The organism is Rhodococcus sp. P4_C10 (genome assembly GCF_056402135.1).
Genome location: NZ_JBFUHZ010000014.1, coordinates 97,497 through 112,352 on the forward strand (window position 1 = coordinate 97,497; position 14,856 = coordinate 112,352).

At 71.5% G+C, this 14,856-nt stretch carries 9 protein-coding genes; 3 read left to right on the forward strand and 6 right to left on the reverse strand.

Annotation, left to right across the window (positions count from 1 at the left end; translation table 11 throughout):
• Positions 1-58: 58 nt before the first annotated feature.
• On the forward strand, positions 59-1,579 hold the full coding sequence (amaB, locus tag AC1DWC_RS12050) for an L-piperidine-6-carboxylate dehydrogenase (protein ID WP_477908313.1): 1,521 nt from the start codon (positions 59-61) through the stop codon (positions 1,577-1,579).
• Here the strand turns inward: amaB and AC1DWC_RS12055 are convergent.
• Genes AC1DWC_RS12055 through AC1DWC_RS12065 form a run of 3 tightly spaced genes read right to left on the reverse strand, consistent with a single transcriptional unit; the run spans position 1,530 to position 4,803 of the window.
• Positions 1,530-2,411 (reverse strand): SDR family oxidoreductase, encoded by an 882-nt coding sequence (locus AC1DWC_RS12055; RefSeq protein ID WP_477908315.1) that lies wholly within the window; start codon positions 2,409-2,411, stop codon positions 1,530-1,532. The two genes, amaB and AC1DWC_RS12055, sit on opposite strands and share 50 nt — an antisense overlap.
• Positions 2,408-3,871: a flavin-containing monooxygenase gene (locus AC1DWC_RS12060; RefSeq protein ID WP_477908317.1), complete on the reverse strand. Its 1,464-nt coding sequence runs from the start codon at positions 3,869-3,871 to the stop codon at positions 2,408-2,410. The genes AC1DWC_RS12055 and AC1DWC_RS12060 overlap by 4 nt, the downstream gene beginning before the upstream one ends.
• Entirely contained in the window at positions 3,868-4,803 is a 936-nt protein-coding gene (locus AC1DWC_RS12065; protein ID WP_477908319.1) for a patatin-like phospholipase family protein, read from the reverse strand. The genes AC1DWC_RS12060 and AC1DWC_RS12065 overlap by 4 nt, the downstream gene beginning before the upstream one ends.
• Positions 4,804-4,908: 105 nt before the next feature.
• Between AC1DWC_RS12065 and AC1DWC_RS12070 the strand changes: the two genes are divergently transcribed.
• On the forward strand, positions 4,909-5,967 hold the full coding sequence (locus tag AC1DWC_RS12070; protein WP_477908321.1) for an acyl-CoA dehydrogenase family protein: 1,059 nt from the start codon (positions 4,909-4,911) through the stop codon (positions 5,965-5,967).
• Here AC1DWC_RS12070 and AC1DWC_RS12075 read toward each other — a convergent pair.
• The 3 genes from AC1DWC_RS12075 to AC1DWC_RS12085 form a co-directional block, all read right to left on the reverse strand.
• Positions 5,910-7,916, reverse strand: a complete 2,007-nt coding sequence (locus tag AC1DWC_RS12075; protein ID WP_477908323.1) for a carbohydrate-binding protein — start codon at positions 7,914-7,916, stop codon at positions 5,910-5,912. The genes AC1DWC_RS12070 and AC1DWC_RS12075 overlap by 58 nt on opposite strands.
• A 119-nt stretch (positions 7,917-8,035) precedes the next feature.
• Positions 8,036-9,745: an alpha/beta hydrolase gene (locus tag AC1DWC_RS12080; protein WP_477908325.1), complete on the reverse strand. Its 1,710-nt coding sequence runs from the start codon at positions 9,743-9,745 to the stop codon at positions 8,036-8,038.
• Positions 9,746-9,775: 30 nt separating this feature from the next.
• Entirely contained in the window at positions 9,776-10,180 is a 405-nt protein-coding gene (locus AC1DWC_RS12085; protein WP_477908327.1) for a DUF7144 family membrane protein, read from the reverse strand.
• Positions 10,181-10,283: 103 nt separating this feature from the next.
• On the opposite strand from AC1DWC_RS12085, the gene AC1DWC_RS12090 reads away from it, so the two are divergent.
• On the forward strand, positions 10,284-14,855 hold the full coding sequence (locus AC1DWC_RS12090; protein ID WP_477908329.1) for an ATP-dependent helicase: 4,572 nt from the start codon (positions 10,284-10,286) through the stop codon (positions 14,853-14,855).
• The last annotated feature ends 1 nt before the right edge of the window (position 14,856 follow it).

A 14,856-nucleotide genomic window follows, 5' to 3' on the forward strand; every position in this document is an offset into this window, starting at 1 on the left:
GCAGGCTAACTCAGCGCACACTGGTCTCGGCGCACCCTCGCGACGAAAGGACACCGACATGATCCTTCCCGACACCGACAGCCTGCGGACCCGGGCCGAGGCGGCGCTGGCCGCGTGCGGGGCCCGCGACGACCATCCCAACCCCGACGGCGCGCTGACGGCCCGCACCCCGATCACCGGCGGCGTCCTGTGCCGGTTGACTCCAACCACACCGGCGCAGGTCACCGACGCCGTCGCCGACGCGCACGACGCCTTCCTCCGGTGGCGGACGGTGCCGGCACCGCAGCGCGGCGCGCTGGTCCGGCGGCTCGGCGAACTGCTGACCGAGCACAAGTCGGACCTCGCGACCCTCGTCACGCTCGAGGCGGGGAAGATCACCTCCGAGGCGCTCGGCGAGGTGCAGGAGATGATCGACGTCTGCGAGTTCGCGGTCGGGTTGTCCCGGCAGTTGTACGGCCGCACGATGCCGTCGGAGCGCGCGGGCCACCGCCTGATGGAGACCTGGCACCCCCTCGGTGTGGTCGCGGTGATCTCCGCGTTCAACTTCCCCGTGGCGGTGTGGTCCTGGAACACCGCGCTCGCCCTGGTCTGCGGCGACACCGTGGTCTGGAAGCCCTCCGAACTGACGCCGCTCACCGCGATCGCGTGTGATGCGTTGCTGCGCCGGGCCGCCGAGGACGTCGGTGCACCGGCCGGGGTCCACCGCCTGGTCCTCGGGGCCGGGCCGGTCGGCGAGCAGCTCGTCGACGACCCGCGGGTCGCCGTGGTCAGCGCGACCGGGTCGGTCCGGATGGGCGGGGCGGTCGGGCCGCGGGTCGCGCAACGCCTCGGTCGATGCCTGCTCGAGCTCGGCGGCAACAACGCGGCCGTGGTCGCGCCGTCCGCGGACCTCGACCTGGCCGTGCGCGGGATCGTGTTCTCCGCGGCCGGGACTGCCGGCCAGCGCTGCACCAGCCTGCGCCGGCTGATCGTGCACTCCTCGGTCGCCGACGAGACGATCGAGCGGGTCGCTTCCGCCTACCGGCAACTCCGGGTCGGCAACCCGCTCGAGGCAGACACCCTCGTCGGTCCGCTGATCCGCGAACGGTCCTGGGAGGCCATGACGGCCGCGCTGGACAAGGCCCGGGCGGACGGCGGCACCCTGGTGTGCGGCGGCGAACGGGTGGAGTCGGGCGGCGGTCACTACGTCGCGCCCGCGCTGGTCCGGATGCCCGCGCAGACCGCGGTGGTACGCGAGGAGACCTTCGCCCCCATCCTGTACGTGCTCACCTACGAGACCCTGGACGAGGCGATCGCGCTGCACAACGATGTGCCGCAGGGGCTTTCGTCCTCGATCTTCACCACCGACCAGCGCGAGGCCGAGCGGTTCCTCGCGGCGGACGGCTCCGACTGCGGGATCGCCAACGTGAACATCGGCACCTCCGGCGCGGAGATCGGCGGCGCGTTCGGCGGCGAGAAGGAGACCGGGGGCGGCCGCGAGTCGGGATCCGATGCGTGGAAGGCCTACATGCGGCGCGCCACCAACACCGTCAACTACTCCGATCAGCTTCCGCTCGCGCAGGGCGTGAAGTTCGGGTGATCGACTTCACCCGCTCCTCGTAGTCCGCCCGTCCCGCCGGGTCGACGGACGTCACCGCCCGGTTCCCGCCGATCACCCGGCGCACCAGGCTGATCAGCGGTTCGGGGGCCAGCGCGAGCGCGACGTCCAGGGCCGCCAGGTAACCGGGCACCGGGGTCTGTGCCCGCCGCGTCGACACCGTGCGCACTACCGCCGCCGCGATGTCCTCGGGGTCGACCGTCGGCAGCCCCCTGCCCAGGGGGAGCCCGGAGGTCAGGGTGGTGCGGACCGCGCTGGGCAGCACGGTGGACACACTGACCCCGTGTTCGGCGAACTCGAGCCGGGCGGTCGACGAGAGTCCCACGGCCGCAAACTTGCTGGCGTTGTACACCGCCAGCCCGGGGATCGCGACCTTGCCCGCGAGCGACGCGACGTTGACGATGTGGCCGCGGCCGCGGGTGACCATCGCCGGGGCCACCGCGCGCATGCCGTGGATCAGCCCCCACACGTTCACGTCGATCGTGGCCTCGCCGATCTCGTCCGGCTCCTCCAGGAACGGCGCGACCGGCATCACCCCGGCGTTGCCGACCAGCACGTCGACGGGCCCGAGGTCGGCCGTCACCGCCGTCACGCAGGCGTCCCACGACGCCCTGGTCCGCACGTCCAGCGTGTACGCCCGCGCCGCCGAACCGATCTCGGCCACCACCTCGTCGGCCGCGGCACGATCGAGGTCGGCCACCGCGACCCTGGCGCCGCGCGCGGCCATGGCGTGCGCGGTGGAGCGACCAATGCCGCGCCCCGCACCGTTGATCAGGACGACGGCTCCGCGCAGGTCGATCCCGGGGTACTTCACCGGGTCTCCATCTCGTAGGCGCGTTCGTCGAACTCGCCGAGCCTGGTCTTCATCCGCGCGGTGGACCACGGCCAGTTGAAGCTGTTGCGCCCGTTGACGTCCAGGAAGTAGCTCTGGCATCCACCGGCGTTGTAGACGGTGGTGGCCAGCGCCTGCTGCACCTCGGCGTTGAAGGCCGCCTGCACCTCCGGGCGGGTCTCCATCCGGGTCCAGTTGCCGTCCCTGGCCGCGGCGATCGCCTTCGCCAGGTAGCCCAGCTGCGCCTCGAGGATCATGAACGCCGAGGTGTGGCCGGTGCCGAGCGCCGGGCCCAGCAGCACGTAGGCATTGGGGAACCCGGCGATCGTGGTGCCGAGATAGGCCTGCGGGCTGCCCTTCCAGTGCTCGTCGAGGTTGCGGCCCTCGCCGTCGAAGATCTTGCCGCCGATCGGCATGTCGAGGATGTGGAAGCCGGTGCCGAGGATGATCGCGTCGACCTCCCGCTCGGCGCCGTCGGCCCCGACCACCGTGTTGCCCCGGACGGAGGCGACCGCGTTGGCGTGCACCTCGACGTTGGGCCGGGTCAGCGCCGGCAGGTAGGTGTTCGACAGCAGCAGGCGCTTGCAACCGAGGGTGTAGTCGGGCGTGAGGGCCTTCCGCAGCTCGGGGTCGCGGACCTGGGCACGCAGCTGCGCCTTGCCGATCTGCTGCACGATCCGCAGGATCCACGGGTGCCGGAACCCGAGCCCGAGCGCCTCCATGATCGAGTACTCGATCGCGCGGAGGGCGCGGTGTGCGCCCGGAATCCGGCGCATCACCCAGCGTTCCGCCTGCGGCACGTGATGGTCCGGCTTCGGCAGCACCCACTGCGCCGTGCGCTGGTAGAGGTGCAGCTCCCCCACGCTCGGTGCGATCGCGGGCACGAACTGCACCGCGGAGGCGCCGGTGCCGACGACCGCGACGCGCTTGCCCTTCAGGTCGTAGTCGTGATCCCAGCGCGAGGAATGGAATACCTTGCCGCCGAAGGTGTCCAGGCCGGGGATCGCAGGTACCAGCGGTTCGTTCCAGGGACCGACGGCCGCGACCAGGGAGTTCGCGGTGAGGGTGCCCTTCGAGGTCTCGAGCACCCAGCGGTGGGCCGACTCGTCCCAGTCCGCGCGGATCAGCTCGGTGCCGAAGCGCACGTGCGCGTCGACCCCGTGTTCGGCGGCGGTGCGGTCGATGTAGCGGCGGATCTCGTCCTGACCCGCGAACAGCCTGGTCCACTCCGGGTTCGGCGCGAACGAGAACGAGTACAGCCCGGACGGGACGTCGCAGGCGCACCCGGGGTAGTCGTTGTCGCGCCAGGTGCCGCCGAGCGAATCGCCCTTCTCGAGGATCGCGAAGTCCGTGATCCCCATCCGCCGCAGGGTGATCCCGGCGCCGATGCCGGAGATGCCGGCCCCGACGACGAGGACCTCGAAGTGCTGTTCCTGTGTCATACGAAGGCCTTTCGAGTCGTGCGCAGGGCGGCCTCCAGGGTGGCCAGACGCCTGCGGTCGTCCATGAAGTTCGGGCCCATCACGGCGAGGTCCTCGGCGGTGGCGTCGAGCCGGACGACCCGGGTGCCCGCCGCCGTGGCGGCGGCGATCTCCGCGTCCAGGCCGGCGCTCATCCAGCTGCGTAGGACCAGTCGTTCCGCGCGGGCGGCGCCGCGGGCGCGCACGGGGCCGGTGGAAGCCATCGGCGCCAGCACCACCAGTTCGTCGAGTTCGAGCGGGACAACCAGGTCCGCGGACGCGGTCGAGGCCGCGCCGCCGTCGACGTAGCGCCTGCCCCCGATCCGAACCGGCGGCATCCATCCCGGGATCGCCCAGGACGCGCGAAGCGCCTGCGACAGTGTCGCTTCCGGCGCGCCGGGCGAGCCGAACGCGACGCGGGCGCCGGTGTCGTAGTCCATCGCGACCAGCCAGGTCGCGGGGTGCGGGACCCAGGCACGGTCGGGGTTCAGCCCCACCGCGAGCCGGTGCAACCAGGACGCGTCACCCCCGCCGGGCGGCAGCAGCCCGCTCAGCGCCGTCACCGGCGCCACCTCGCGACGCATGCCCGCACGAATCAGCTTCGGCGAGCCCAGCGCGAGTCGAGGCAGCGGCGGCACCCGGCCGGGCGCGTCCGCGAGGTGATCGCGCAGCGCCGGATGGGTCGGCTGCTCCCCCAGCTGCATGGCCAGAATCTCGTCCACGCCCACCCCGCTGCCGAGCATGGTGACCAGTTCCGCACCCGCTGAGGTGCCGACGAGTACATCGGCCTCGCGGGGGTCCCAGCCGAGCTCGTCGCGTACCGCCACCAGCGCCGCGACGGTCCAGGCCGCGCCGAGGGTTCCGCCGCAGCCGATGACGAGGCCACGGCGAAGATGTGTGTCACTCGAAGTCATAGTTAGAAGTTAGCCGCGGAGGCACCCACTCGCACGGGAATCGACTCGCCGACCTGAGGCCGTCGCCTACCGCCCTTCGGTGCGCCTCGCCTCTACCCTGACAGCGTGACGAACTGGCAGAAGCTCGCGCAGGACATCGCCGACGACGTGCTGTTCCCGGCCGCGGACAGCGTCGACGCCGACGGCGAGATTCCCGTGAGCCACTTCGAGGCACTGGCCGACGCGGGCTTCTACGCGATGGCGGCGCCACCCGACGTCGGCGGACCGGGTCTCGGGATCGACGACCTCGTCGAGGTGGTGGAGACACTGTGCGGCGGCTGCCTCGCCACCGGCTTCACCTGGATGCAGCACCACGGCGTGGTCGCCGGACTGGCATCGAGTCCGAATCATGATCTGCGCGAACGGTACTGGGACGGTGTGATGGACGGATCGGTCCGGGCGGGCGTCGCCTTCGCCGGCGCCATCCCGCAGCCACCGCTGCTGTACGCGCGCCGCGTCGACGGTGGGTACGTGCTCGACGGCGTCGCGCCGTTCGTGACCGGCTGGGGCATCATGGACATCTTGCAGCTGAGCGCCCGCGACGAGTTCGACGATTCGATCGTGCATGCCGTCGTCGACGCGACCGGCGGCCAGGGCGTGTCGGTGGAGGAGCTACCGCTGATCGCCGCCCGCGGCAGCAACACCGTCCGGATGCGATTCGACGGTTTCGAGGTGCCGGACGAGCGGGTGAGCAGGGTGGTCACCCCCGGCGAGTTCGCGGCGGGTCAGGGATTCGGGTCCTGGCTCAACGCGTGCATGGCGATGGGCGTCGCCCGGCGCTGCCTCACCGAGCTCGGCGAGCGCGGCGTCGACACCGCCGGGTTCGCGTCGGAGGCGGCGGCCGTGCGGGCGAACCTCGATGCCGCGCTCGGTGGCCGTTTCGACCTCTTCGCGGCGCGGGCCCAGGCGTCGGAGCTCGCGATCCGGGCCGCCGCCGCGCTGGTGACCGCGACGGGCAGTTCCGCGGCGGTGAGCGGGTCCACCGCGGAACGGTTGATGCGCGAGGCGACCTTCACACTCGTGGCGGCGTCGAGGCCGCAGATGCGTGCGGCGTTGCTCGGCACCCTTCAGCCGGCCACCTCGACGGTGGCCGCCGCGCCGGGGGCAACCGCCACTTCGGCGTAGCTGACGGTGCTGCCGTCGATCACCTTGGTCTCGGCCGGCTGGGTTGCGCCGTTCACCGTGAGCGTGGCGTGCGCGCCGGGGAACTGCGCGATCCACGTCAGGCGGTCGGCCCCGGTGTTGGTGAGGACCGATTTCGTCAGGCCGTCGTGGCGGAGGGTGAAGGTCGACTTGCCCAGGGGGACCGAGGCGATCTCCAGCCAGTCGATGCCGGCCGGGAGGTGCGAGGTGGTGGTCACGGCACTGTTCGGGGCGTCCGGCTGGACGCCGAGCAGACCGTTGACGGTCTGGCTGACCAGCGTGAAGGCGACTTCGGGGTAGTCGCCGTTCACGAGCTTGCCGGTGGCGTGGACATTGCCGATCTTGCGGTAGACGTTCTGCATCCATTTCCAGGCGGCGTCGTCGGCATTGTTGGCGAAAAAGGTGTCCGGCAGGTACGTCTCGGCCTCGACGTTGGCGGGCGCACCGCTGCCCGAGGCCTGGGAGTCGATGAAGGAGAGGTAGTCGTCGCGGCGCTGACCCGGATCCATGATGCCCTTGAGCGGCATGAACCAGCTGTTCTCCTTGCCCCAGCCCGTGATCGGTCCGCCGTTGGTCCGATAGGCCCGCACCACCTCGCCGGGTTTGGCGGGGTCGATGCTCCACGTGGTGTTGTAGTGGTCCTTCAACGCCCGCGCGGCGTCGGTGAACGTCTCGGCGCGAGCGGTGTCACCCCTGGCGGAAGCCAGTCCGGCCGCCGCCAGGTAGGCCTGGTACTGCGAACCGATCGAGTCCCCGGCCTCGGCGAAGCTGTCCCAGCCGCCCTCGTTGTAGCTGGCGGTACCGGCGAAGATGTCGCTGCTCGTCGCCTGGGCGATCTTCACGTCGCCGTGGCCGAGCGGGCCGGGGTGCTGCTCGACGAACTTGGTGACGGTGTTCTCGGCGTAGTCGCTCAGCGTCGGTTCGGTCAGGTAGTCGGTGTCGCCGGTCTGGCGGTAGGCCTCATAGAGTTTTTGGGCCAGCTCGAAGGGGGCGGGCAGCTCCCGCACGTAGGAACCGGAGTCGCGGTAGTCGGCGCTCAGGTATGTCTTGGCGTCGAAGTTGATCGACCAGACCGGGTCGTACTTGTTCGCGGAGGTGGCCGAGGCGGCGAAGGCCTTCAACATGGTCTTGTTGGCGGCGTCCAGACCGAGCAGGTGGGCGCCGGCCAACTGGTGGACGAAGTCGCGGGAGTAGAAGCCCGACCGGAACGGGTAGCCGGCCCAGTAGGTGTTCGCGTAGGGCGCGGCGGAGGTCCCGAAGCTGTTGTTCTCGTCGGCGTTGATCGCGCCGATCTGGCCCGGTTGCTGAACCCAACTGTTGGCCTTCGCCTTGGCCCAGTTGAACATCTCGGTGAGCGTGGGGTCGGACGAGTCGATCCGCGGATCGTTCGGGGCGGACGGGGCCACGGTGACGTCGTCGATGTTGACCCAGCCGTTCGGCGACGAGTCGAAGGCAATCTCGACCCTGTCGCCGGCGCGAAGCGGCAGCCGGGAGAGGGTGTAGCGAGAGAAGATCGGCTGAGAGGCAAAGGTCACCGACGCGGCCGCCACCCCGTTGACCGTCGCGGAGAAGGTGCCCTCTGGCGCCCCCGTGGCGATCCAGGCCGACAGGTCGAACATGCCGTCGGCGGGGACCGTCACGATCTGGCCGATCCTGAAGCCGGTGCCCTGGTCCAGATAGGCGTTCTTGGCCCCGCTGTGTTTCAGATTGGTTCCGTTGCCGGCGCCGCCGGTGAACGTCCAGCCGGTCATGTCCTGCTCGAATCCCGGATTGACGAAGACGAGCGGTGCGGGCTCGGCCGCCGAGGCGGGACCGGGTGCGGCCGCGAAGGCGGGACCGGGTGCGGCCGCGAAGGCGGGGCCGGGTACGGCCGGCGCACCGGCACACAGCGCCAGGGTCAGCACGGCCGCTCGGCAGGTCCGGGAAGCCATGGTGCTGCTCCTGGTGTGGGAGGGATGGGGGCGCTGGACCTTAACCGCCCGCCGCCTGTCCCCGCAGGAACTTGGGAAAGCTCACTTGTCCTGCGGTCCAACGGCTTCACGGGGAGCCGCTACCCGCCGCCGCCGATGACGGTCCGGAGGGTGGCGAGCTGCTCGCCGGTGAGACCCGCGGGTTGCAGGACCGCATTCCATCCGTCGACGTACTCGGCGGTGTACTTGTGCCCGTGACCGCCCGGAACGCCGGTGGAGAACGGCAGGTCTGCGGTGATCTGCCAGAACGTCACGAACGGTATCCAGACCATGTCCTCGAGCACGTCCCGCCCGGGCGGCTGACCGATCCAGTCCGGCTCGCTCAGGATCAGGTTCGGGCTCCACCAGACGATCGGGTCGGACGGATGCATCAGGTACAGCACCCGGGTGCCGTCCCACGGGCTCCCCGTGGGAGGAATTCCGGCCTCGGGGTCGTTGCTGAACCGCACCGTCCGCCCGTTCTTGTAGACCGGCTCGACTTCCGGGCTCCCCGGCTCCCGCCGGTCGCTGAACTCACGGAACAGCGTGTTGAAGTTGGGAGGGCCGGCGAACAACGTTCCCGAGGTGCGGTTGCGCAGGTCGTACTCACCGCTGAAGGCGGTCTCGCCGCCGAACGAGCCCAGGCTCTCCCCGGCGACGAACAGCTGGGGACGGTTGTCCGGCGGCAGCTTCGACCACACGTCGTAGACCGCGTCGAACAGGTCGCGCCCGGCTTCCCGGGCCTTCGACTGGTCGACCAGGTAGGAAATCCACGACGGCAGGTACGAGTACTGGATCGCCACGGTCGCCGCGTCGCCGCCGGTGAGGTACTCGAAGCTGTCCACCAGGGCCGGGTCCACCCAGCCGCTCCCGGTCGTGGTGACCACGAGCAGGTTGCCGCGCTGGAAACCTCCGGCCCGGCTGAGGTCCTCGACCGCCAACGCCGCCCGGGACTCGGAGTCCGCCGACGACGCCAGACCGGCGTAGGTGCGAATCGGTTCCAGGGCCGGGTGGTCGACGAACTGACCGATCTGGTCGGTGGACGGGCCGTCGCCGATGAAGCTGCGCCCCTGCCATCCCAGCGAATCCCACGGCACCACCGATCCGGGTCCGCCCGACCGCAGGCCGGTGGCCGGCTGCGCCGCACCCTCCGGAGTCATCGTGTCGCGCAACGAGAAGGCCTCGTTGGCGACGCCGACGAGGCCGCCGAGCAGTACTCCCGAGACCACCGCGTAGACCAGCCCCGCGATGAGAAACCAGCCGACCACCCCCGCCGCCCGCCGCCCGATCCACCGGTGGAGCAGCCTGGCGCTCGCGCGGTACAGGCCGCGGATGCCGCGTCCGACCGCCAGGAGGAGACAGAACACCACCGCCGCGACGACGGGCGCGAGGACCACGAGCGGGATGTTGTACTCGGCGACTCCCATCAACGCGCGGATCTGGTGCTGCCAGTACTGCCCTACGCCGAACGAGACGGCGAACAACACCACCGCACTGACGAGGAAGACCAGCCAGGGCCGGCGCCCCGGGCGCCGCGGAGACCGGTCGGCGAACGCCCGCCACACGAAGGCCGCGAACACTCCCAGCCCGTACCCGATCGCGGCGGTGATTCCACAGACCACTCCCTGGAGCACGCCCCCACGCGGAAGCAGCGACGGGGTGAACGACAGACAGGCGAAGACGAGTGCACCCCAGCAACCGGGAAGGGTGGCGTAGAGCAGCTTCCGGTGCTCACCGGACTCGGGCGGCGCACCGTCGTCGACTCCGGCGGCGGACGGACCGCCGGGCGAATCCAGGACCTTCAGCTCCATGACAACCTCCGCCTACCGCTACGGCTACGGCTACTCCCAGCCGGAGCTCGGAATCCACGTCCATATCGCCCAGATGACGACGGCATCGATCGCGATGATCACGCTGGCCCACACCGGGTGGTAGGGCAGCCACAGGAAGTTGACGACAATCGACAGTGCCGCGATGACGACGGCCAGCGTCCGCGCCCATATCCCGCCGCTGACCAGTGCGACACCCACCAGCGCGATCAGCACACCGAGCACGATGTGGATCCAGCCCCACACGGTCAGGTCGAACTCGTAGGTGTAGTCGGCACCGACGGCGAAGACCTCGTCGCCGGCAACCGCGGCGATCCCCTGAAGAACCTGGAGGATACCGACGGTGACGAAGAGGACCGCGGCCCCGATCGACGTGCCGGCCGCGACATGCTGTTTGTGGCTCAACTGATCGGACACGACGGTTCACCTCTCCGGACTCGGATGCAGTACGCCATGCTCAGTGTGCACTCAATTGCCCGTGGTGTGCGCTCATCCGCCCGTGTCGGTGAGCCGAGGCACTATGGACACCATGGACACGGTGCTCGGCAGGTTCTCCGCCCCCACCCGGGAGTGGTTCGCCGGCGCCTTCCCCGCGCCCACCGCCGCCCAACTGGGCGCCTGGGACGCGATCGCGGACGGCTCGCATGCGCTGGTCGTGGCCCCGACCGGATCCGGAAAGACCCTCTCCGCCTTCCTGTGGGCGCTCGACCAGCTCGCCACCCGTCCGCACGACGAGAAGCGTCCACCGGGCACCACGGTCCTGTACATCTCGCCGCTCAAGGCCCTCGCGGTGGACGTCGAGCGCAACCTACGCGCACCGCTGGTCGGGATCACCCAGACCGCGAAGAGGCTCGGGCTGGCGCCGCCGGAGATCACCGTCGGCGTCCGCTCCGGCGACACCACGCCCGCGGACCGCCGCGCCCTGGTCCGCACGCCGCCCGACATCCTCATCACCACGCCCGAGTCGCTGTTCCTGATGCTCACCTCGGCGGCCCGCGAATCGCTCGCCACCGTGCGGACCGTGATCGTCGACGAGGTGCACGCCGTCGCGGCGACCAAACGCGGTGCGCATCTCGCTCTCTCGCTCGAACGGCTCGACATGCTGCTCGAGCGGCCCGCCCAGCGAATCGGGCTCTCCGCCACCGTCCGGCCGCACGAGGAGGTCGCGCGGTTCCTGGCCGGCGCGTCGCCGGTACACATCGTGTGCCCGCCCGCACCGAAGACCTTCGACCTGACGGTGCGGGTACCGGTCGAGGACATGACGGAGCTCGGGGTCACGGCAGCATCCGACGAGTCGAACTCTCCTGCACCGCAACAGGGCTCGATCTGGCCGCATGTGGAGGAACAGATCGTCGACCTGGTCCTGGAGCACTCCTCGTCGATCGTGTTCGCGAACTCGCGCCGGCTCGCCGAACGGCTCACCGCCCGGCTCAACGAGGTCTACGCCGAGCGGCTCGGCTCCCCCGTCGACACCGTCCACCCGCCCGCGGCGCAGATCGGCGCCCCCACCGAGGTGAACCACGGCGCGGACCCGCTGCTGGCCCGCGCCCACCACGGCTCGGTGAGCAAGGACCAGCGGGCGATCATCGAGGACGACCTCAAGTCGGGGCGACTGCGCTGCGTGGTCGCGACCAGCAGCCTCGAACTCGGCATCGACATGGGCGCGGTCGACCTGGTCGTACAGGTCGAGGCACCGCCCTCGGTGGCCAGCGGACTGCAGCGGGTCGGCCGGGCCGGGCACCAGGTCGGCGAGATCTCCCGCGGGGTGCTCTTCCCCAAACACCGCACCGACCTGATCCACTGCGCGGTCACCGTCGAGCGGATGACCGCGGGCAGGATCGAGTCGCTCGCGGTGCCGGCCAACCCGCTCGACATCCTCGCCCAGCACACCGTCGCCGCCTGCGCGCTCGACCCGCTCGACGCGGGGGTCTGGTTCGACGCGGTCCGGCGCACCGGGAGTTTCGCCGCCCTGCCGCGCTCGGCCTTCGACGCCACCCTCGACCTGCTCGCGGGTCGGTACCCCTCCGACGAGTTCGCCGAGCTGCGCCCGCGGCTGGTGTGGGACCGCGACGCCGACGTGCTCACCGGTCGGCCCGGCTCGCAGCGCCTCGCCGTCACCTCGGGCGGCGCCATCCCGGACCGCGGCCTGTTCACCGTCTACATGGTCGGCGGCAGTGACACTGGTCGCTCCGCAGGCTCCGCTCCTGCCCAGTCCAGGGTCGGCGAACTCGACGAGGAGATGGTCTACGAGTCCCGCGTCGGCGACGTCTTCGCGCTCGGCGCCACCAGCTGGCGGATCGAGGAGATCACCCACGACCGGGTCCTGGTCAGCCCCGCGTACGGACTGCCCGGCCGGCTTCCGTTCTGGCACGGCGACGGCCTCGGCCGGCCCGCCGAACTCGGTGCCGCGCTCGGCGAGTTCCTGCGCGAGATGTCGCTCGGCGAAGCCGCCGACCTGCGCGCCCGCCTCGCCGGCCAGGGCCTGGACACCAACGCCACCACCAATCTGCTGGCGCTCGTCGAGGAGCAACGGACCGCGACCGGCCAGGTGCCCACGGACCGGACCCTGGTGCTGGAGCGGTTCCGTGACGAGCTCGGCGACTGGCGACTGGTGCTGCACTCGCCGTACGGGCTGCCGGTGCACGCACCGTGGGCACTGGCGGTCGGCGCCCGACTGCAGGATCGCTACGGGATCGACTCCACGCCAACGGCATCCGACGACGGCATCATCGTCCGGCTGCCGGACACCGAGGACGCGCCGCCGGGCGTGGACCTGTTCGTCTTCGACCGCGACGAGATCGAGGACATCGTCACCGAACAGGTCGGCCACTCCGCCCTGTTCGCGTCCCGGTTCCGCGAGTGCGCGGCCCGTGCCCTGTTGCTGCCGCGTCGCAACCCCGGCAAGCGGGCGCCGCTGTGGCAGCAGCGACAGCGGTCCGCGCAGCTGCTCGACGTGGCCCGCAAGTTCCCGACCTTCCCGATCCTGCTCGAGACGGTGCGCGAATGCCTGCAGGACGTGTACGACCTGCCCTCGCTGACCCGGCTCTTCGACGCCGTCGGCCGCAAGCAGATCCGGCTGGTCGAGGTGGAGACCGCCTCGCCCTCCCCGTTCGCCGGCGCGCTGCTCTTCGACTACGTCGGCGCGTTCATGTACGAGGGCGACAGCCCGCTCGCCGAACGCCGCGCGGCCGCACTGTCGCTGGACTCGACCCTGCTCGCCGAACTGCTCGGCCGGGTGGAGCTGCGCGAACTGCTCGACGCGGACGTCATCGACCTCACCGAACGCGAACTGCAGCGCCTGGTCCCCGACCGCAAGGCGCGGGACGCGGAGGGCGTGGCCGACCTGCTGCGCCTGCTCGGGCCCCTGACCACGGAGGAGATCGCGGCGCGGGCCGTCGCCGAGCCGCGGGAGTGGCTGGCCGAACTGGAAGCCCGCAAACGCGTCATGCGGGTCGCCTTCGCGGGCCGCCGGTGGTGGGTGGCGATCGAGGACGCCAGCCGGATGCGCGACGCCCTCGGGGTGCCGCTGCCGATCGGGACGCCCGCCGCGTTCATCGAGCCGGCCCTGGACCCGCTCGGCGACCTGGTCGGCCGGTACGCGCGCAGCCACGGCCCCTTCGCGCTCGCCGACGCCGCCGCCCGGTTCGGGCTCGGCACCTCCGTCGTGCGGGACGTGCTGCGCCGCCTCGCCGTCGACAGGCGCGTCGTCGAGGGCGAGTTCCGGCCCGCGGAGTCGGGCAGCGAGTGGTGTGACGCCGAGGTGCTGCGCCGGCTGCGGCGCCGCTCGCTGGCCGCCGCGCGGCGGGACGTCGAGCCGGTCGAACCGGCGGCGCTGGGCCGCTTCCTGCCCGACTGGCAGCACGTGGGCGGCGGCCTGCGCGGCATCGACGGCGTCGCGGCGGTGATCGAACAGCTTGCGGGCGTACCGATCCCGGCCTCGGCCTGGGAGTCGACGGTGCTGCGGTCGCGGGTGCGCGACTACCAGCCGGCGATGCTCGACGAGCTCACCACCACCGGCGAGGTGCTGTGGTCGGGCGCGGGGCAGATCTCCGGCAGCGACGGCTGGGTGTGCCTGCATCCCGCCGACGCGGCGCCGCTGACACTGACACCGGCGGACTCCACCCAGCTGTCCGAGCAGGCCCGCGCGATTCTCGAGGTGCTCGGCTCGGGCGGCGCCTTCTTCTTCCGAAACCTCGCCGGTCAGGTCGGGTCCACGGACGACGAGTCCCTCGTGGCCACGCTGTGGGAACTGGTGTGGTCGGGACACGTGAGCGGCGACTCGTTCGCCCCGCTGCGCGCGCTGATGTCGGGCACCACCCGGTCCACCCCCAGCCACCGGGCGCCGCGCCGAACCCCACGGGCCCGCCCCTACCGCGCGCTCGCGCGACCCACGCTGCCCACCCGGACCGGACCCCCGACGGTGGCCGGACGCTGGTCGATCCTGCCGGAGCTCGAGGCCGACCCGACCGTCCGGGCCCACGCCCGCGCCGACCTGCTGCTCGAGCGGTACGGGGTGCTCACCCGGGGTTCGGTCGTGGCCGAGTCCGTGCCCGGCGGCTTCGCCCTGATGTACAAGGTGCTGCGCGGGTTCGAGGACAGTGGCCGGTGCCGCCGCGGCTACTTCGTGAACACCCTCGGCGCCGCCCAGTTCTCGACCTCCGAGGTGGTGGACCGGCTGCGCGGATACGGCGACGGCACGGTCGCCGAGCCGGCGCGCACCGCGGTGGCGCTGGCGTCGACCGACCCGGCGAACCCGTTCGGCGCGGCGCTGCCCTGGCCCACCGTCGACGGCGGGCACCGGCCAGGACGCAAGGCGGGCGCCCTGGTCGTGTTGGTCGGCGGCGAGCTCGCGCTGTACGTCGAGCGGGGCGGAAAGACGATGCTCACCTTCACCGCCGACCCCGGCGACCTGCACACCGCCGCGATCGCGCTGGCCGACCTGGTGGACGGGGGCGGCGTCGAGAAGATCGTCATCGAGAAGGTGGACGGCGAGTCGGTGCACACCAGCGGGCTCTCCCCCGCCCTGGTCGAGGCCGGGTTCTCCGCCACCCCGCGCGGGCTGCGCAAACGGACCTCCTACGCGCGGGGCTGAC

What these genes read in the sequence shown, in the direction of transcription:
- AC1DWC_RS12080 (WP_477908325.1), bottom strand. Translation starts at nt 9,745, where the DNA reads ATGGAGCTGAAGGTCCTGGATTCGCCCGGCGGTCCGTCCGCCGCCGGA.
- AC1DWC_RS12065 (WP_477908319.1), bottom strand. Translation starts at nt 4,803, where the DNA reads ATGACTTCGAGTGACACACATCTTCGCCGTGGCCTCGTCATCGGCTGC.
- AC1DWC_RS12060 (WP_477908317.1), bottom strand. Translation starts at nt 3,871, where the DNA reads ATGACACAGGAACAGCACTTCGAGGTCCTCGTCGTCGGGGCCGGCATC.
- AC1DWC_RS12075 (WP_477908323.1), bottom strand. Translation starts at nt 7,916, where the DNA reads ATGGCTTCCCGGACCTGCCGAGCGGCCGTGCTGACCCTGGCGCTGTGT.
- amaB (WP_477908313.1), top strand. Translation starts at nt 59, where the DNA reads ATGATCCTTCCCGACACCGACAGCCTGCGGACCCGGGCCGAGGCGGCG.
- AC1DWC_RS12090 (WP_477908329.1), top strand. Translation starts at nt 10,284, where the DNA reads ATGGACACCATGGACACGGTGCTCGGCAGGTTCTCCGCCCCCACCCGG.